Origin of the sequence: Veillonella sp. 3913, from assembly GCF_003992235.1 — a bacterium.
GTDB lineage: Bacteria > Bacillota > Negativicutes > Veillonellales > Veillonellaceae > F0422.
This window is the reverse complement of sequence record NZ_RQVF01000001.1, coordinates 467,965-486,675: the sequence shown is the minus strand read 5'-3', so window position 1 is coordinate 486,675 and position 18,711 is coordinate 467,965. Positions and strand designations below refer to the sequence as shown.

General features: G+C 39.9%; 16 protein-coding genes. All 16 read left to right on the top strand.

Going from position 1 to position 18,711, the window contains the following annotated elements; genetic code table 11:
* Window positions 1-18 precede the first annotated feature (18 nt).
* Window positions 19-1,560 carry a glycine betaine ABC transporter substrate-binding protein gene (locus tag EO113_RS02440; RefSeq protein WP_127135469.1) on the top strand — a complete coding sequence of 514 codons (1,542 nt, stop codon included), beginning with the start codon at window positions 19-21 and terminating at the stop codon, window positions 1,558-1,560.
* A complete protein-coding gene (locus EO113_RS02435) occupies window positions 1,561-2,289 on the top strand; it encodes an ABC transporter ATP-binding protein (protein WP_126940903.1) in 729 nt (242 codons plus the stop codon). It abuts the gene before it with no gap.
* A gap of 198 nt (window positions 2,290-2,487) precedes the next feature.
* Entirely contained in the window at window positions 2,488-4,479 is a 1,992-nt protein-coding gene (gene thiL / locus EO113_RS08190) for a thiamine-phosphate kinase (protein WP_206168645.1), read from the top strand.
* Window positions 4,476-4,949, top strand: a complete 474-nt coding sequence (gene tsaE, locus EO113_RS02420; protein WP_127135468.1) for a tRNA (adenosine(37)-N6)-threonylcarbamoyltransferase complex ATPase subunit type 1 TsaE — start codon at window positions 4,476-4,478, stop codon at window positions 4,947-4,949. The genes thiL and tsaE overlap by 4 nt, the downstream gene beginning before the upstream one ends.
* On the top strand, window positions 4,946-5,734 hold the full coding sequence (gene tsaB, locus EO113_RS02415; protein WP_164726302.1) for a tRNA (adenosine(37)-N6)-threonylcarbamoyltransferase complex dimerization subunit type 1 TsaB: 789 nt from the start codon (window positions 4,946-4,948) through the stop codon (window positions 5,732-5,734). Before tsaE ends, tsaB begins: the two co-directional genes overlap by 4 nt.
* Window positions 5,734-6,186, top strand: a complete 453-nt coding sequence (gene rimI, locus EO113_RS02410; protein ID WP_127135466.1) for a ribosomal protein S18-alanine N-acetyltransferase — start codon at window positions 5,734-5,736, stop codon at window positions 6,184-6,186. Before tsaB ends, rimI begins: the two co-directional genes overlap by 1 nt.
* Complete coding sequence (gene tsaD / locus EO113_RS02405; RefSeq protein WP_127135465.1) at window positions 6,183-7,223, top strand: tRNA (adenosine(37)-N6)-threonylcarbamoyltransferase complex transferase subunit TsaD; 1,041 nt, start codon at window positions 6,183-6,185, stop codon at window positions 7,221-7,223. Before rimI ends, tsaD begins: the two co-directional genes overlap by 4 nt.
* The gene (locus EO113_RS02400) at window positions 7,216-8,676 is read left to right on the top strand and encodes a sensor histidine kinase (protein WP_164726301.1); all 1,461 of its coding nucleotides are present in this window, start codon (window positions 7,216-7,218) and stop codon (window positions 8,674-8,676) included. Before tsaD ends, EO113_RS02400 begins: the two co-directional genes overlap by 8 nt.
* Window positions 8,654-9,226, top strand: coding sequence for an ANTAR domain-containing response regulator (locus EO113_RS02395; protein WP_127135463.1), 573 nt, complete (start codon window positions 8,654-8,656; stop codon window positions 9,224-9,226). The genes EO113_RS02400 and EO113_RS02395 overlap by 23 nt, the downstream gene beginning before the upstream one ends.
* A gap of 173 nt (window positions 9,227-9,399) precedes the next feature.
* Window positions 9,400-9,678: a co-chaperone GroES gene (gene groES, locus EO113_RS02390; protein WP_127135462.1), complete on the top strand. Its 279-nt coding sequence runs from the start codon at window positions 9,400-9,402 to the stop codon at window positions 9,676-9,678.
* Window positions 9,679-9,720: 42 nt separating this feature from the next.
* Complete coding sequence (groL, locus tag EO113_RS02385) at window positions 9,721-11,349, top strand: chaperonin GroEL (RefSeq protein ID WP_127135461.1); 1,629 nt, start codon at window positions 9,721-9,723, stop codon at window positions 11,347-11,349.
* Between the two features lie 365 nt (window positions 11,350-11,714).
* A complete protein-coding gene (locus tag EO113_RS02380; protein ID WP_177427627.1) occupies window positions 11,715-13,184 on the top strand; it encodes a catalase in 1,470 nt (489 codons plus the stop codon).
* Window positions 13,185-13,701: 517 nt separating this feature from the next.
* Window positions 13,702-14,121 (top strand): DoxX family protein, encoded by a 420-nt coding sequence (locus tag EO113_RS02375; protein ID WP_062403092.1) that lies wholly within the window; start codon window positions 13,702-13,704, stop codon window positions 14,119-14,121.
* Between the two features lie 651 nt (window positions 14,122-14,772).
* On the top strand, window positions 14,773-16,026 hold the full coding sequence (locus tag EO113_RS02370) for a diaminopimelate decarboxylase (RefSeq protein ID WP_127135460.1): 1,254 nt from the start codon (window positions 14,773-14,775) through the stop codon (window positions 16,024-16,026).
* A 520-nt stretch (window positions 16,027-16,546) separates the two neighbouring features.
* On the top strand, window positions 16,547-17,290 hold the full coding sequence (gene sufC, locus EO113_RS02365) for a Fe-S cluster assembly ATPase SufC (RefSeq protein ID WP_127069170.1): 744 nt from the start codon (window positions 16,547-16,549) through the stop codon (window positions 17,288-17,290).
* Between the two features lie 9 nt (window positions 17,291-17,299).
* Complete coding sequence (gene sufB / locus EO113_RS02360; protein WP_127135459.1) at window positions 17,300-18,709, top strand: Fe-S cluster assembly protein SufB; 1,410 nt, start codon at window positions 17,300-17,302, stop codon at window positions 18,707-18,709.
* The last annotated feature ends 2 nt before the right edge of the window (window positions 18,710-18,711 follow it).

The following is an 18,711-nucleotide window of genomic DNA, read 5'->3' as shown; positions in this document are numbered from 1 at the left end:
GTAAAAAGGGAGGATTTGATGATACAAAATTTATTAGAAGAGTTAGGTAAGAACTGGCCATTTTATATGCATTTATTGCTAGAGCATATAGGAATTACTTTTACAGCAGTCATCATTGCCACGATTTTGGGTTTGGCTATAGGAGTGTTCATCACACGGAAGCAAAAATTGGCTAATTCTGTTATATCTGTAGTGAATATTGCTTACACCATACCCTCAATTGCTTTGTTGGGCTTTTTGATTTCTTTTACTGGTGTGGGAAATACGACGGCTATTATTGCTCTTACCATCTATGCGTTGTTACCTATCGTGCGTAGTACCTATGTAGGGATTACCACTATTGATCCAAAGATTATTGAGGCTAGCCGTGCTATGGGTAGTACAGATAGGCAAATTTTATGGAAAATACAGTTACCGCTAGCATTTCCTGTTATCTTCGGAGCTATTATGAATATGGTGACCATGACCATCGCCTTAGCAGGGATTGCTTCCTTTGTAGGGGCAGGGGGTCTAGGAGTTGCTATTTACCGTGGTATAACTACTAACAATGAAATATTGATTTGGATTGGCGGTATTTTAATTGCTCTCTTAGCTTTGGTCATAGACGGCATACTAGGCTTCATTGGTAAACTAGTAGAACAGCACAAAATGCATACGGTAGTGAATAAAAAAATAGGCTATGCATTGGGAGCTATCTTAGTGATTATTTTTGGTGTCCTGGGAATGCAACAGTATAGTAAAAACGATACCATTCACATTGCATCAAAACCTGTATCGGAAGGATACATTTTGGCGGAAATCGTGGGTACTCTCATTGAGGCAGATACTGACTTGAAGGTTAAGTACACCCATGGTGTAGGTGGCGGCACATCTAATATTCATCCTGGCATGGTGCGAGGCGATTTTGATATGTATCCGGAGTATACAGGGACATCTTGGCAAATCGTGTTGAAACATAAGGAAGACTACAAGAATGACAAGTTTCCTATGTTGAGTGCAGAGTACAAGGACAAGTATCATTTTTTGTGGAAGGGCATGTTTGGTTTTAACGATACCTATAGTATTGGCATTCGAGCAGATCTAGCGAAGGAATATGGTATTAAAACGTTTACTGATTTGGCGAAGTATGCAGGACAGCTAACATTTGGTGCAGAATATGATTTTTTTGAACGTGAAGATGGTTATAAAGCGTTAGCTAAAGCCTATAACTATCACTTCAAAAAAGAAGTAGATATGGACAATGGATTAAAATATCAAGCCTTGTTTGATAAGAAAATTGATGCGATGACTGTGTTTACTACAGATGGTCAACTGTCTGATCCACGGGTTGTAGTATTAGAGGACGATCGAAACTTTTACCCAAGCTATATGGCGGGCATGGTTGTTCGTGAGGAAACGTTACAAAAACATCCTGAGCTAGAAAAGGTATTACATCGTTTGGACGGTATCTTAGATGAAAGTACTATGGCACAGCTGAATAAAAGGGTAGAAATTGATAAGGAAGATCCGAAACAAGTGGCAAAGGAATTTTTGCAATCTAAAGGATTGGTGGTGAATTAGATGAATCAGATTATAGAATATAAAGATATTGGAAAATCCTATCAAGGCAAATGGGTGGTGAGAGATTGCAATCTAACAATCAATGAAGGTGACTTTCTTTGTATTGTAGGCACATCTGGGTCAGGGAAAACGACACTCTTAAAAATGATTAATGGATTGATAGTACCCGACGAAGGAGATATTACTATTTTTGGAACTCGTGTTATCGATCAGGATATTATTTCTTTGCGGAGAAAGATTGGCTATGCTATTCAAGGGGATGGACTGTTCCCCCATATGACAGTAGCAGAGAATATTGGGTATGTGCCTAGACTAGAGGGTGCACCGAAAGAAGAGGTAGATGCTATTGTAGAACGCATGCTTTCATTAGTGGGCTTACCACTAGATAGTAAGGAAAAGTATCCTAAGGAATTATCTGGAGGTCAACAACAACGGGTTGGCATCGCCAGAGCCTATGCGAACTCGCCGAAGATATTGCTCATGGATGAACCATTTGGAGCAGTGGACTCTATTACAAGGTATCAACTACAAGAAGACTTGAAACATATTCATAAGCAAACGGACTGTACTATTGTGTTTATCACCCATGACATGCACGAAGCTTTCAAGCTAGGCACACATATCCTTGTCATGCACGAAGGTAAGATACAACAATATGGAACAACGGAGGAAGTAAAGAATCATCCGAGTAATGACTATGTGAAACAGCTAGTGGAGATGACGCGGTAGGGATATACAAATCTACGGAAACATAGTAAAAGGGAATCCTTATAGGGGTTCCTTTTATTTTTATTATCCTTTGGTCCCTAGTATGGTACAATAAGAACAACGTGTATAGAAAAGTGATATACAGATCTTATAGTTCAATTGCAATAGTATATCGTTATTATCCGTAACGGCATAGATACGTTAGTTTGTTATTACACAATGAAACGAGGTGGTACCATGCATAAGGATCCTTTTGAGGAATATATCCGTCAAGGTGAAGCTAGTCAATATGAAAAAGCTCAAGCCTGGAAGACAGCTATTGGTTTACAAGCTGTCGATGGGTTGACGCCGTCTGCCTATTTAGTAGACTTAGCAAAGAAGAATATTGAAGGGCAGATGTCCCTACAGGTTCTTCATACATTGTTGGAAAATTATTATGAATCCTATCCGAATCAAGAAGATAGAACAGCAGAAGCGGATATAGTATCACTTCGTATGTCGGAGTTGCTCTTAGAGAAAGCTTTCAGTTTTACGCCGAATGAGTACCTATCGATTCATAGACAATTGTTTACAGATATCTATGCTCATGCGGGCAGTATACGAGATTACAATATCACAAAAAAGGAATGGATTCTCGATGGTGATACGGTGACCTATGGTAGCGTGTCTGAACTAGGGGCAACCTTACGCTATGACATAGAGCAAGAAAAAAATTTTTCCTATGCCAATTTGGATATGTCAGAGACGATTCGTCATTTGGCTACTTTTGTTGCCAGATTGTGGCAGATTCATGTATTTGGTGAAGGAAATACGAGAACGACCGCTGTATTTTTTATTAAATATCTCCGCACCCTAGGCTTTACAGTGACGAATGATATGTTCGCTGACCATGCGTGGTACTTTAGAAATTCCTTAGTACGAGCCAATTATCAAAATTTGAAACTAGGAGTGTATAGAACAACGGAATATTTAGAACATTTCTTGCAGAATTTGTTGTTAGACGAAAGTCATTTGTTATCGAATCGTTGTATGCATATTTATAGTACTAACGGGAACATACAGGAAGAAAGCATACAATATAATGACGATGGTTATACTATAAAAATGGACACTATATCAGAGGATGCTATAGTAGGTTATGATACTACTTCGGGTAATAGAACTTCTTTAGGAAATGAAACTGTAAAGGAAATGCGCTGTCATATGGAAAATAGTACTACTGTACCTGAGGGTAGGGTATCGTCGCTTGACGAATTTGCTCTCATCGACAAATTAACCCAACACAGTATCTATAATCCTACATACGTAAAGGTCGGTGTTGGTGATGACTGCGCTGTCTATGATACGCCTTGCGATGTGGATCAACTGGTCAGCACGGACATGATGGTAGAAGGCATCCACTTTAGTGAAAGTACCACCGCCCCTTTTGATGTAGGGTATCGATTGGGGGCAGCAAACATTAGCGACATAGCAGCGATGGGTGGTACCCCACGGCATATGGTGGTGTCTATTGCAGTGCCTAAGGGGCGACATACGTCCTATGTAGAAGAAGTGTATCAAGGTTTGCATGACATATGTGCGGAGTATAGAGTCAATATCATCGGTGGAGACACAGTATCAACGGAAGGACCTTTTGTGATTTCTGCCACAGTGTTTGGAGATGTTCCAACAAATCGATCTGTCCTTCGCAGTGGTGCTCAAGATGGTGATGCAGTGTTCATCACGAATTGTCTAGGTTTATCTTATGTGGGTCTCCACAGTTTGTTAGAGGGCAGCGAGGACTATCCGGTGAGTAGGTCTGTCCATCAACGGCCCATTCCTCATATAGAATGTGGTATAATAGCAAGAGACTTAGGTGCCACGTCTATGAACGACATCAGCGACGGCTTGTCCAGCGAGCTCAACGAGATTGCCAAAGCATCGCAGGTGATTATTTATATTGATGAAAGTGCGTTGCCAATCCATCCAGAGGTGCAGGCCTATTGTGAAAGTCATCATATGAGCCTGTACTTTCCGATGTGGACAGGGGGCGAAGATTTTCAGCTAGTGGGAACCATACCAGCTGAGAAAGCAGATAGCTTACCTAAGGAGACTTTCACTATTATTGGACATGTTAAAACAGGCAATGCACAGGTATTAGTAGACCGTGATGGACAATGGATGAGAGTGGAACCTAAAGGATATAATCATTTGGATAAAGGAATACTATGAATACCATACAATATACAACACACTCCGTAGAGGAAACGTTGGCTCTAGGTTATAGGCTAGGGAATTTTATGAAAGACTATGAAGGTCCTATATGTATTGCCCTGGATGGCACGCTAGGAGCAGGGAAAACGCATTTTTCCCAAGGGATTGCAAAGGGCTTTGGAGTTACAGAAGAAGTGACAAGTCCTACATTCGCCTTGATGAACACCTATGAAGTAGATGGTTCTAACTTATACCATTTCGATTTGTATCGAATGGACTTGGTAGAAGAACTGGAAACCATCGGATTTTACGAATATACAGAGGAAACGAAGTCCGTTGTGGAATGGGCTAGTAAGTTTGTCGATGAATTACCAGATACGACAGTGTGGATTGAGATTTCTGTCGGTAATGATGGATCTCGTCAGTTTACAGTTCGTACGGACTTACTTTCAGCGGAAACATTACAATGCATAGGAGAGAACCTATGATTTTAGGAATTGAAACGAGTAGCGCCGTTGCTAGCGTAGCGGTAGGAAATGACAAAGAAATACGAAGCGAACTCATTGTACAGGCAGGGCTTACTCATTCTGAGCAATTGGTGCCACATATTGAAACGGTGCTGACAACGGGGAAAGTAAAGAAATCTGACATTACCGGCATTGCCGTAACCATTGGGCCTGGTTCCTTTACAGGCTTGCGCATTGGCTTAGGCACGGCAAAGGCTTTGGCTTATGCTTGGAATGTACCCGTAGTAGGCGTGCTCACCACCGATGTGTTAGCCCAAAGTTTTATGTATTCTAACTATCGGGTATGCACTGTCATTGATGCACAAAAGAAACAGGTCTATGGCCGTCAGTATGAGTGGAATGGCGCGGATATGATTGCTTTAGATACAATAGAAGTACATCAAGTAACTGAATTGTTAGAGAAACTAGTACAGCTATCTGGAGATACTCCAGTGGTCATCGTAGGGGATGGTCTGAAGCGATTGGAAAAAGAATATGCCAAAGGTGTAGAAGAAGGTCGTATTGACCCTATTAGACTTGTTATCGGTCATGAATCGAAACAACGCCCACGGGCATCTCATGTCATTCAAGTGGCATTACCACAATTCGTGAGTGGTACGATTCCTGATGCGCAGTCCATTGAGCCATTCTATATTCGTAAATCGGAAGCGGAAGTGGTGTGGGATGAGAAAAACAAAGACATCCTAGCCACTGGTACCTACGTGGAACCTACGGTAGTAGTCCGTGAAGCAGCAGGTGAACGATAATGGTCACATTACGAGAAGCCTTACGAAGTGATATTGAAGGTATCTACCAAATAGAGAGGGCCTGTTTTTCAACACCTTGGTCAAAGGAAGCCTTATTAGATGATTTAGAAGTAGAAGATAAGCTGTACCTTGTGGCAGAAGCAGAAGATGGCAAGATTATTGGTTATGCAGGATCTTGGTTAGTCTTGGATGAAGGGCAGATTACGAATATTGCCATACATCCTGAACATCGTCGTGCAGGTTATGGATCTAAAATGACTCGTAAGTTAACGCAAATGCTCCGTAAACAAGGCATGAAGCATATTTTTTTAGAAGTGCGTGTCTCCAATATTGCAGCTCAAGCGATGTATCGTAGACTTGGCTTTACAGCGGTAGGAGTACGCAAACAATTTTATTCAGATCCAGTAGAAGATGGGCTGATTATGGCGAAAGAAATGGAGGAACTGGCATGAGTATCTACACACTAGCTATTGAAACTAGTTGTGATGAAACATCGGCAGCAGTGTTGCAAGATGGCAGAACGGTCGTTTCTAATGTAATTTCCAGTCAAGTACCCATACATAGAAAGTTTGGCGGTGTCGTTCCAGAAGTGGCGTCTCGACATCATATAGAACAGATTATGCCAGTCATTGACCAAGCTTTGGCAGATGCGAATGTAACATTAGATGATATGGACCATATCGGTGTCACTTATGGGCCTGGTTTAGTTGGGGCTTTGTTGGTAGGTGTGTCAGCGGCAAAGGCTCTATCTTTTGCAAAAGATATTCCCTTGATTGGCGTTCATCATATGGAAGGTCACATCTTTGCAAATTTCTTGTTACACCCTGATTTAGATCCTCCCTTCTTGTGCTTAGTGGTATCTGGGGGGCACACTATGATTGTTCATGTGACAGATTATGAAAGCTTTCAGGTATTAGGACAAACACGTGATGATGCGGCAGGTGAAGCCTTCGATAAAATTGCTCGCGTATTAGGCTATCCTTACCCAGGAGGGCCACATATTGATGCGTTGGCGAAAGTGGGAAATCCGGATGCCATAGAGTTTCCAAGACCCTTATTAGAAAAAGGAAACTTCGATTTTAGTTTCAGTGGCTTGAAGTCGGCTGTTCTTAACTATATCAATGGAAAACAACAAAAAGGTGAATCCATCTGTCATGAAGATGTAGCAGCCTCCTTTCAAAAGGCCATTACGGACGTATTGGTAGAAAAAATGAAAGAAGCGGCTCATACATTAGGAGAAACGAAGATCGCTTTAGCTGGTGGCGTGTCGGCTAACAGTGGATTGCAGCGAGATTTACAAGCCATGTGTGAAGCAGAAGGCTTGACGTACCTCACAGCAGGATCTATGTTGGCTACAGATAATGCAGCTATGATTGGTTGCCGAGCCTATTATATGGCACAAGCTGGTAAATTCAGTAACTACACTTTGAATGCAAAACCGTCCATTCCATTGGGCAGTGATTTGTGGAAAGGAAACCAACATGATTAGTTGGAAAGACAGCCTAGACAAAGAAACAGATTTATATCCTACACAACAGGCTTTATTATTGCAGTTCTCTGAACGATTAAGCTTTGGTAAAGCTATCAGTGAGCAAGGGGTGTCCCTCTTAGTGCAAGCTAAGGACGGACACCTTTTACTCAGTGGAGCGCTGGATAGTCGTCATACGGGGACAGTACAGAAATTAGACATACCCCTAGAGCATCCGATTCAACAGATATTAAATACAGGAAAACCTTTTGCAGGCCTATTGGAGTGGGAAGAAGAAACAGATAGTGGGATTACAGTAGAAACCTATCACGCCTATATCTATCCTATTGTAGATAATGGAGGCAAATGTATTGGTGCTTGTGCCTTTACTAATCCTGTGTATGAAGTGTATTCCAATCGTTATGATGAATTTATGTCCATGGTATCACAGACCACGTTTCAAGGAATGTTAGTACCGCAATTACAACAACCTGAGTTATATGATGGGATTTCCGTATTAGATGGAATTATTTTCTTTGAACAGGATGGAACTATTTTATATGCGAACCGTGCTGCGAAAAAATTAGGGGATATATTTGGTATCGACAGACGCATACAGGGTACATCAATCTATAGCAGCACATTGAAAGTAGGTCGTATTAAAAAGGCTTTAGAAGATAGACTAGGTACGATTGATGAAGAATTATATGGTGATATTGCCTTGCGACAAGTGATGATTCCCGTTGTTCTTGGAGTTAGATGGAAACGTGGTATTTTGGTGTTACAAGATAAGACGGAGCTTCGAAAACGGGATCAACAGTTACTAGTAAAAAATTCTGTCATTAAAGAAGTGCATCATCGAGTGAAAAATAATTTGCAATCTGTAGCGGGTTTATTGCGCATGCAAAGTAGAAGAAGTACTTCCGAAGATGTAAAACAAGCCTTACAAAACAGTATTCATCGGATTGAAAGTATGGCTCTTGTCCATGAAATCGTGTCTAATTTTGATGAAGACTATGTGGCGTTGCGCAGTATTATAGAAGAACTGTGGCGCTTGTTGCGACAAGGGTTAGGGTCTTCTGAGCAACGCATAGACATGGAATATATTGGAGAAGACATTATTATGTCATCTCACAAGGCCAGCTATGTGTCCTTGGTAATGAATGAACTCTTTTCCAATCTTTTTAAACATGCTTTCAAAGACAGAATAGAAGGTCAAGTACAGGTAGAGGTACGAGACGTAAGGGACGTTGGATATCATGACATGCTACACATTAGTATCCGTGACTCAGGCTGTGGTTTGCCAGACGATTTTGAAAGTACTAGAAAGAGCCATTTAGGATTACAGATTATAGAGAATTTAGTGCGAAATGAATTGGATGGAAGAATTTCTTGGACATCTAAAGGAACAGGGACTATGGTAGATATTTGGATTTATAAAGGAGAAGAGTATGCGCGTCTTAGTAGTCGATGATGAGTCGCTCATTCGCATGGACTTGCGAGATATATTAGAAAGCCAAGGTCATACCGTTGTAGGGGAAGGTTGTAATGGTGTAGAGGCTATTCAACTATGTCAAACAGTACAACCAGATATAGTATTGATGGATGTGAAGATGCCTGAATTAGATGGCATAGAAGCGGCTCGACAGATTCGCCATCAACGATTGGCTCCAGTGGTACTATTAACAGCGTACAGCCAAGATGATTTAATCCAAAAGGCATCTCAATCTGGAGTGTATGGTTATTTAATAAAACCTCTACGAGAATCGGACTTAGGTCCAGCTCTACAGATGGCTATGGGTCGTTTTCAAGAAGAAGAAAACTTGCTAGAACAGCTCAAAGGATTGGAAAGTTCCCTAGAAGAACGAAAATATGTGGCGAAAGCGACGGGCATATTGATGAGTTTACATGGATTTTCTGAGGAAAAAGCGTACGAGAAAATACGAGCTTTCAGTATGGATAAACGCATTAGCCTCGTGGAAACTTGCAAAAAGATTATCGCAGCTCATGAAGCAAAATCATAAAAAAATTATGGCTGCTATGAAGCAAAGTTTTAACTATGAAAAAGTATTTAGTCAAAAAGTCAAAAAAGACTTGCAAAAATTTAAAAATGATTTATAATAATACTTGTGATTAGCACTCACTACTCTTGAGTGCTAACATCGATATTATAGTGTATAAGAGAAGAGGTATAACAATGAAACCATTAGGCGATCGTGTCATTATTCGTGTATTAGAAGTAGAAACAAAAACGGAAAGTGGTATCTTTTTAGCATCTTCCACAAAAGAACGTCCATCTGAAGGTACGGTTATTGCTGTGGGTCCTGGTAAATTATGTGACAATGGCGAACGTGTAGCACCAGAAGTTAGAGTGGGCGATACAGTTATGTTCTCCAAATATGCTGGTACTGAGTTCAAAATTGATGGAATTGACCATTTGATCATCAGCGAAAAAGATATTTTAGCAGTATTATAATCTGACCAAAGAAGGGGACGACCCCATATAGGAGGCTATACAATGGCAAAAGAAATTTTATTTAACGAAGAAGCACGCCGTGCATTAGGCCGTGGCGTTGACCAATTAGCAAATGCAGTAAAAGTAACATTAGGACCTAAAGGTCGCAATGTAGTATTAGAGAAAAAATTTGGTGCCCCAACAATCACTAACGATGGTGTTACCATCGCTCGCGATATTGAACTTCCAGATCCATTTGAAAACATGGGTGCTCAATTAGTGAAAGAAGTTGCTACTAAAACTAACGATGTAGCTGGTGATGGTACAACTACTGCTACAGTCTTGGCGCAAGCTATGATTCAAGAAGGTATGCGCAATGTAGCAGCTGGTGCTAACCCAATGATCCTTAAAAAAGGTATCGAATTAGCCGTTAAAAAATTAGTGGCTGAAATTCAATCCAAAGCGATTGATGTAAATGGTAAACAAGACATTGCTCAAGTAGCATCCGTATCTGCAGCTGACGAAGAAATCGGCGCATTGATCGCGGAAGCAATGGACCGTGTAGGCAACGATGGTGTTATCACTGTAGAAGAATCTAAAACATTACAAACTGAATTGAACGTAGTAGAAGGTATGCAATTTGACCGTGGCTACTTATCCCCTTACATGGTGACTGACCCAGATAAAATGGAAGCAGTTGTGAACGAACCATTGATCTTGATCACTGACCGCAAAATCTCCGTTATCGCTGATTTATTACCAGCTCTTGAAAAAGTTGTAAAACTTGGTAAAGAACTTGTGATCATTGCTGAAGACGTAGACGGCGAAGCATTGGCTACATTAGTAGTGAACCGCCTTCGTGGTACATTAAAAGCAGTGGCTGTGAAAGCTCCTGGTTTTGGCGATCGTCGTAAAGCTATGTTAGAAGATATCGCTATCTTAACTGGCGGTGTTGTCATCAGTGAAGAAGTGGGCTTGAAATTAGAGAATGTAGATTTAGAACACTTGGGTACAGCTCGTCAAGTTCGCATTACAAAAGACGAAACTATCATCGTTGATGGTAATGGTAATAAAGACGTGATTGCTCGTCGTGTAGCACAAGTTCGCGCACAAGCAGAAGAAGCTACTTCTGAATTCGATAAAGAAAAATTACAAGAGCGTTTGGCTAAATTGTCTGGTGGTGTCGCTGTGATCGAAGTAGGTGCAGCAACAGAAGTGGAATTAAAAGATAAAAAACTTCGCATCGAAGACGCATTGAACGCTACTCGTGCAGCTGTAGAAGAAGGTATCGTTGCAGGTGGTGGTACTACATTAATCGATATCATCCCAGCATTAGACGGTATCGAAGCAACTGGCGATGTATTGACAGGTGTAAATCTTGTTCGCCGTGCTGTGGAAGAACCACTACGCCAAATCGCTTACAATGCAGGTTTAGAAGGTTCCGTGGTAGTAGAACGCGTAAAATCTACTGAAAGCGGCATCGGTTTCAATGCATTAACAGAAGAATATGTAGACATGGTAAAAGCTGGTATCGTGGACCCTGCTAAAGTAACACGCTCTGCTTTACAAAATGCAGCATCCATCGCAGCATTAGTATTAACTACTGAATCCATTGTAGCTGACAAAGTAGATGAAAATGCTCCAATGATGCCTCCAATGCCTCCAATGGGTGGTATGGGCGGTATGATGTAATTTCAGATTGCATCCGTGGATCGCAGTATTGACTAAGTAAATACTATGGGGACTGTGAAAGAATAGAGGACTATTCTTTCATAGTCCCTTTTTGTTATATGGGATATATAGAAATGCCCTTGAATGCCTTGGGTATCCTTCTGGGGTATAGTTTCATATATATATGGATGATATATAATTAATAACTTGATAATGTTATAGTTAATAACATGAAGAATAATGAAAATTAATGGAAAATCATTATTGACAATACATAGAAAAAGTTTTATAATTACATCATAAAGTAACGGATAATTATTATCCGTTGTAAAAGATATAGGTTTTAATTTTATTATAATATGTATAAGTTTACAAAGGAGAAAGTTATGAAAGAAGAAAAATTGACAACAGCCTTTGGTGCTCCAGTGCCGGATAATAACAACAGTGCTACAGCTGGAAAACGTGGTCCTGTATTGATGCAAGATGTGTGGTTGATGGAAAAATTAGGCCACTTTGCTCGTGAAGTGATTCCCGAACGCCGTATGCATGCGAAAGGATCCGGTGCATTCGGTACTTTCACAGTGACAAACGACATCACTAAATATACAAAAGCAAAAGTATTCTCTGAAGTAGGTAAACAAACTGATTTGTTCGTACGTTTTTCCACAGTAGCTGGCGAACGTGGTGCTGCTGATGCAGAACGAGATATCCGTGGTTTTGCTGTGAAAATGTACACAGAAGAAGGTAACTGGGATTTAGTAGGTAACAACACACCAGTATTCTTCATTCGCGATCCATTGCAATTCCCAGATTTGAACCGTGCAGTAAAACGCAATCCTGAAACTAATTTACGTGATGCTACTGCTAACTGGGATTTTTGGACTAGCTTGCCAGAAGCAATGCACCAAATTACTATCGTAATGAGTGATCGTGGTATTCCTGACGGATATCGTCATATGCATGGTTTCGGTTCCCACACATATAGCTTAATCAATGCAAATGACGAGCGCGTATGGGTTAAATTCCACTGGGTATGCCAACAACCAATTAAAAACTTAACTGAAGAAGAAGCATCTGCGATTATTGCAAATGATCGTGAAAGTGCACAACGTGACTTATTCGACGCTATCGCTAAAGGTGATTTCCCTCGTTGGAAATTGTATATCCAAGTGATGACAGAAGAACAAGCAGAAGCACTTCCATATAACCCATTCGACCTTACAAAAGTATGGTATAAAAAAGACTTCCCATTAATCGAAGTAGGGGTAATGGAATTGAATCGAAACCCTGAAAACTACTTCCAAGATGTAGAACAAGCAGCATTTGCTCCATCCACAATCATCCCTGGTATTGGATTCAGTCCTGACCGCATGTTACAAGGTCGTTTGTTCTCCTATGCAGATGCGCAACGTTACCGCTTAGGTACAAACTATCCATCCATTCCTGTGAATGCGCCTAAATGCCCATTCAATTCTTACCATCGTGATGGACAAGGTCGTGTAGATGGCAACCATGGTGCAACAATTGGATATGCCCCAAATAGCTTTGGCCAATGGGCTAACCAACCACAATACAAAGATCCAGGATACGACGTATCTGGTAAAGCATACCAATACGACTTCCGTGAAGATGATTCCGATTACTACACACAACCTGGTAAATTGTTCCGCCTCATGACTCCAGAACAACAACAAGTATTGTTCAAAAATACAGCGAACAACATGGCAGGAGTTCCATTGTTCATCCAAGAACGCCATGCAAAACATTGCTATGCATGTGACCCTGCATATGGTGAAGGCGTAGCGAAAGCATTGGGAATTACAGTAGATTTCTCTACACCTGCTGACATCGGGTAACACTTGCAGCGCTATTCAGTCTATGGCGTTCCTTTGAAAATAGCATAATAGTAGGAGTGCGACACATTCCCTCACAAACGGTATTTCATAATGTTTGTTCGGGAACATGTCGCACTCCTTTTGTGTTGTCATTATTTTGGCAAAGGAAACGCCATAGACTTCTACGCACAACTGCGTTCAAGGTGGTAGGGGAATATGTTGCGGTCTTTTTGTATTACCATCAGAGGGAACAACATAGACTTTTACGCGCAACTGCGTTCAAAGATAGATTTAGGAACATGTCGCACTCCTTTTGTGTTGTCATAATTTTGGTAAAGGGAACGCCATAGACTTCTACGCACAACTGAGTTCAAGGTGGTAGGGGAACATGGGGCAATCGTATTAAACAGTTCTTAGTAGGATATAAGGTATAGGATTATGTATAGAATTGCATTTAGTGAGTGGTAAGGTGTTATGGTATACTTATGTATATTAGTTAATTAATTGCAAGAAAATTTGTTGAGGGAAGGATACACATATGGTTCATTTTTTATTGCGTGGTAAACCTACGTATGTTAACTTTGGAATATTGGTGTTGCGATTAGCTCTTGGTATCTCTATGGTCTATCATGGATATGTGAAGTTCTTAAGTGGCGCATCGGGATTATATAAAGTAGGTGCTATGTTAGGATCATTAGGATTGCCTGGGTACTTTGAAGTGTTTGGAGCTTTTGCAGCAATTTGTGAATTTATTGGTGGTATGTTGGTTGTTTTTGGATTATTTACACGCTTTGGAGCGTTGTTATTAGCTGGAGTTTTGTTTACAGCTACCATTCTTCATATAGATGCAGGTTTCTTTGCATGGGATTATCCATCACAAATGGGATTTGCTGCATTGGCTATATTCTTTATGGGTGGTGGACGATATAGTGTAGATGCGTCTTTATTTGGGAAGTAACTTGATTCGCTATGTAGTCTGTAGTGTTCTTACTTAATACAGTGGGAAGAAAGACCGCAATAGACCTCTTCAGAAACGGTATTTCATAATGTTTCTTCGGAGGTATATTGCGGTCTTTTGGGTTTTGTAGTGTATGCAGTAAGGAACGCCATAAGTCTACTACTCGTAACTACGTTCCTTGTGGTAGTTTATGCTGTTTGTTCGAAGGCACGCCGTGCTTTTTTTATGTTTGCTGTTTCAGTGCAATATATCTCGCTATGAGATTACTACGCGAAATAGCGTTCCTCAAGGGGCGTGATACTAGGTATAAGTTTCCATGTTTAGTGGTAATAGGAGATACAAGTGCTTGAAATGGCTAAATTGTATATGGTGTATTGAATACAGTTCTTTTTGCTGGAACATTCTATAGAATCTTTACAATTCTATAGAATGTATGTTACAATACGTTACGGTATTCATGGATTACCTTTGGATTGATGGCATAGTATTATGTATTTCTTTCACAGGTAATGGTATAACTCTTAAGGTCTAGGCGGAAATGTGTCGCTCCTTATTGAGATAATACATGAAGAGTGCCTATTGTCTAATATATAGCTATGTTACAGAAAGAGGCTGTCACATAGTACATTACAAATAGATTTAGGAGTTATGATGAACGCAAAGACAACACCATTTACAAAAGAACAATTAGAATCGATTATCGCCCAATATCCAACGCCGTTCCATATTTATGATGCGAAAGGTATTATGGATAATATGCGCGCATTTTTAGATGCTTTCAGTTGGGCACCAGGGTTCAAACAATATTTTGCTGTGAAAGCAACGCCCAATCCATATATTATGAAAATGATGAAAGAAATCGGTATTGGTGCAGACTGCTCCTCTATGGCAGAACTAATTTTGAGCGAAAAGGTGGGGATCACAGGAGATGACATCATGTTCTCCTCCAATGATACGCCGTACGAAGAATACAAAAAAGCGATGGATTTAGGTGCGATTATTAACCTAGATGATATTACGCATATTGCGTATTTAGAAGAGCATGGTACATTACCAGAACGTTTCTGTTTCCGTTACAACCCAGGTTCTTTAAAAGAAGGCGGTAATACAATTATCGGTCTTCCAGAAGAAGCAAAGTATGGTATGACTGAGGCACAAATTATTGAGGCTATTACATACTTAAAAGGAAAAGGTATCACTAACTTCGGCTTGCATACAATGGTGGTGTCTAATGAATTAGACATCGATGGTTTAGTAGGTACAGCTGAATTAATGTTTAACTTAGCTTTACGAGTGAAAGAACAAACGGGTGTAGAAGTATCTTTCATTGACCTTGGTGGTGGTATTGGGGTAGCCTATAAACCTGAACAAACACCAGTGGATTACAAAGTATTAAGTGCAGGAGTGAAAGAGGCTTACGATCGTTTAATCGTGGGTACTGGACATAGCCCAATTCAATTGGCTTATGAATGTGGTCGTATGGTTACTGGACCGTATGGTTATTTGGTAGCTACTGCTATCCATAAAAAAGATATTTACAAACATTACATTGGTTTAGATGCATGTATGGCTAACTTGATGCGTCCAGCGTTGTATGGCTCTTATCATCATATTACGGTGATGGGGAAAGAGAATGAACCAGCAACTATGACGTATGATGTGACTGGCTCTTTATGTGAAAATAATGATAAGTTTGCTATCGATCGTCAATTACCAAAAATCGACATGGGCGATCGTATTGTGATTCATGATGCTGGTGCTCATGGTCATGCTATGGGATTCAATTACAATGGTAAATTGCGTTCTGCTGAGTTGTTATTACACGAAGATGGTAGTGTCACACAAATTCGTCGTGCAGAAACATTAGACGATTATTTTGCTACATTAGATTTTTCTAATTTATAATTAGGAGCGTAGCGGACCATCTGTCGCGATAGGTATTTAGGGTTATATAGACATATACTTTATCTGCTTCTGAGAAACTGTTATATTTCTCGGAGAGATGGAGTATATGTCTATTTGTATAGAGTATGCTATGACAATATCAAATGTCGTTCATAATCCCTAAAAAAATATGGGAATAGCATTTACAATATTGAGAAAATTCGGTATAATAAACATTGTTGAGTCTCTTGGTGGAGAATTTAAATTTCAATATGCTATAAATGAATAGATGATATACAAAACTATCATCAAATTCATAGTAAAATAGTAGAAATTAGCTTGCGGTCCAAGTCTGTACACGGTATAATACAGATAGTATATTTACTATTTTAGATTTGAGCCAAAGTGGCGTTCTCATGCTATGAATATGACAGCGGATTACACTTTGGTGGAATCCGTTTTTTTACGGTATTCGACACATTCTAAGACCTAACTAGTCTTCTTTTGTATATAGTAGCTTATTTGATAAGGAGTGACATACGTGGCAGAATTACTTCGCGTAGACAATGTGCGTGCCTCTATTGAAGAGAAAGAAATCTTAAAGGGCATCAATTTAACAATTAATAAAGGTGAAATCCATGTAGTAATGGGCACAAATGGTGCTGGTAAATCTACATTGGCAAACGTAATCATGGGCAATCCTGCTTATGAAGTAACAGAAGGTTCCATCGTATTCGATGGCGAAAACATCACAGAAGAAGCTGTAAACGATCGTGCGAAAAAAGGCATTTTCATGTCTTTCCAACATCCAATTTCTGTACCTGGTATTACAGTAGAAAACTTTATTCGTACAGCTAAAAATACTATTACTGGTGAAAACGTACGCGCCTTAGCTTTCAAAAAAGAATTGAAAGCAAAAATGGAAGAATTATCCTTCGATACATCTTACGCTAATCGTTATGTAAATGAAGGTTTCTCCGGTGGTGAAAGAAAGAAAAATGAAATCCTTCAAATGTCCATTTTGAATCCTAAATTGGCTATCCTTGATGAAACTGATTCTGGTCTTGACGTAGATGCGGTTCGTATTGTATCTGAAGGTGTCAACCGTTTCCATAATGAAGATAATGCGGTGTTAATTATCACTCACCACAATCAAATTCTTCAAAAGTTACAACCAAACTTCGTACACATCTTAATCGATGGTCGTATTGTAAAAACTGGTGGCCCTGAACTTGTTCGTGAAATCGAAGAAAAAGGCTACGATGCATACAAAAATTTAGCATAGGAGGATCTCATGGAAGCGAGAAAGAAAACTCAAATTGAGGAGATGGATCGCGGCGTCTATGACATTCGTAATGAATTTGAATTCTCCTATAAATCAGAAGCTGGTTTAACAGAAGATATCATTCGTGAAATGTGGGCTAACAAAAATGAACCACAATGGATGTTAGATTTCCGTTTAAAATCCCTTGAAATTTACAATCAATTAGATGTTCCTAATTGGGTACCTGATATTAGCGCTTTAAATATGGCGGATATCGTGACCTATGTAAAACCAAAAATTGATATGAAAGAAGACTGGAACGAAGTTCCAGACGATATTAAAGATACATTTGACCGTCTTGGTATCCAAGAAGCTGAAAAAACTTCTTTGGCTGGTGTAGGCGCTCAATATGACTCTGAGGTTGTATATCACAGTATTCAAGAAGACTTGATTCGTCAAGGCGTTGTATATACAGATATGCAAACTGCATTACATGAACATGAAGATATTGTAAAACAATACTTTATGACATTGGTGCCACCTACAGATCATAAATTTGCAGCTTTACATGGTGCAGTATGGTCTGGCGGTTCCTTCGTATATGTGCCAAAAGGAGTGACTGTAGATATTCCATTACAGTCTTACTTCCGATTGAATGCGCCAGGAGCAGGTCAGTTTGAACATACGTTGATTATCGTAGAGGAAGGGGCGAAAGCACACTTCATTGAAGGTTGTTCCGCTCCAAAATACAATGTAGCTAACTTACATGCTGGTTGCGTTGAGTTGTTCGTAAAAGATAATGCTACTTTGCGTTATTCTACTATCGAAAACTGGTCCAAAAATATGTACAACTTGAATACAAAACGTAGTCGAGTAGGTAAAAATGGTACGATTGAGTGGGTATCCGGATCCTTTGGTTCTGCTGTATCTTGCTTGTATCCAATGAGTATTTTGGCTGGTGAAGGGGCACACTGTGAATTTACAGGTGTTACATTTGCTGGTGAAGGCCAATACTTAGACACAGGGGCAAAAGTAATTCATGCGGCACCACATACAACAAGTAATGTTAACTCCAAGTCCATTTCTAAGAGTGGTGGTACAGCAATTTATCGTGGTGTATTAAACATCGGTAAAAATGCAGACCATTCTAAAGCAACTGTATCTTGTGAGTCCTTGATGTTAGACCAAGAATCTCAATCCGATACAATTCCATCTATTACGATTGAAAATGACAATGTCGATTTAGGACACGAAGCAAAAATCGGTCGTATTTCTGATGAGGCTATTTTCTACTTAATGACTCGTGGTATTAGTGAAGAAGAAGCAAGAGCTATGCTTGTTCGTGGTTTCGTAGAACCAATTTCTAAAGAATTACCATTGGAATACGCTGTAGAAATGAATAATTTAATTACCTTAGAACTTGAAGGTTCTATCGGTTAGGA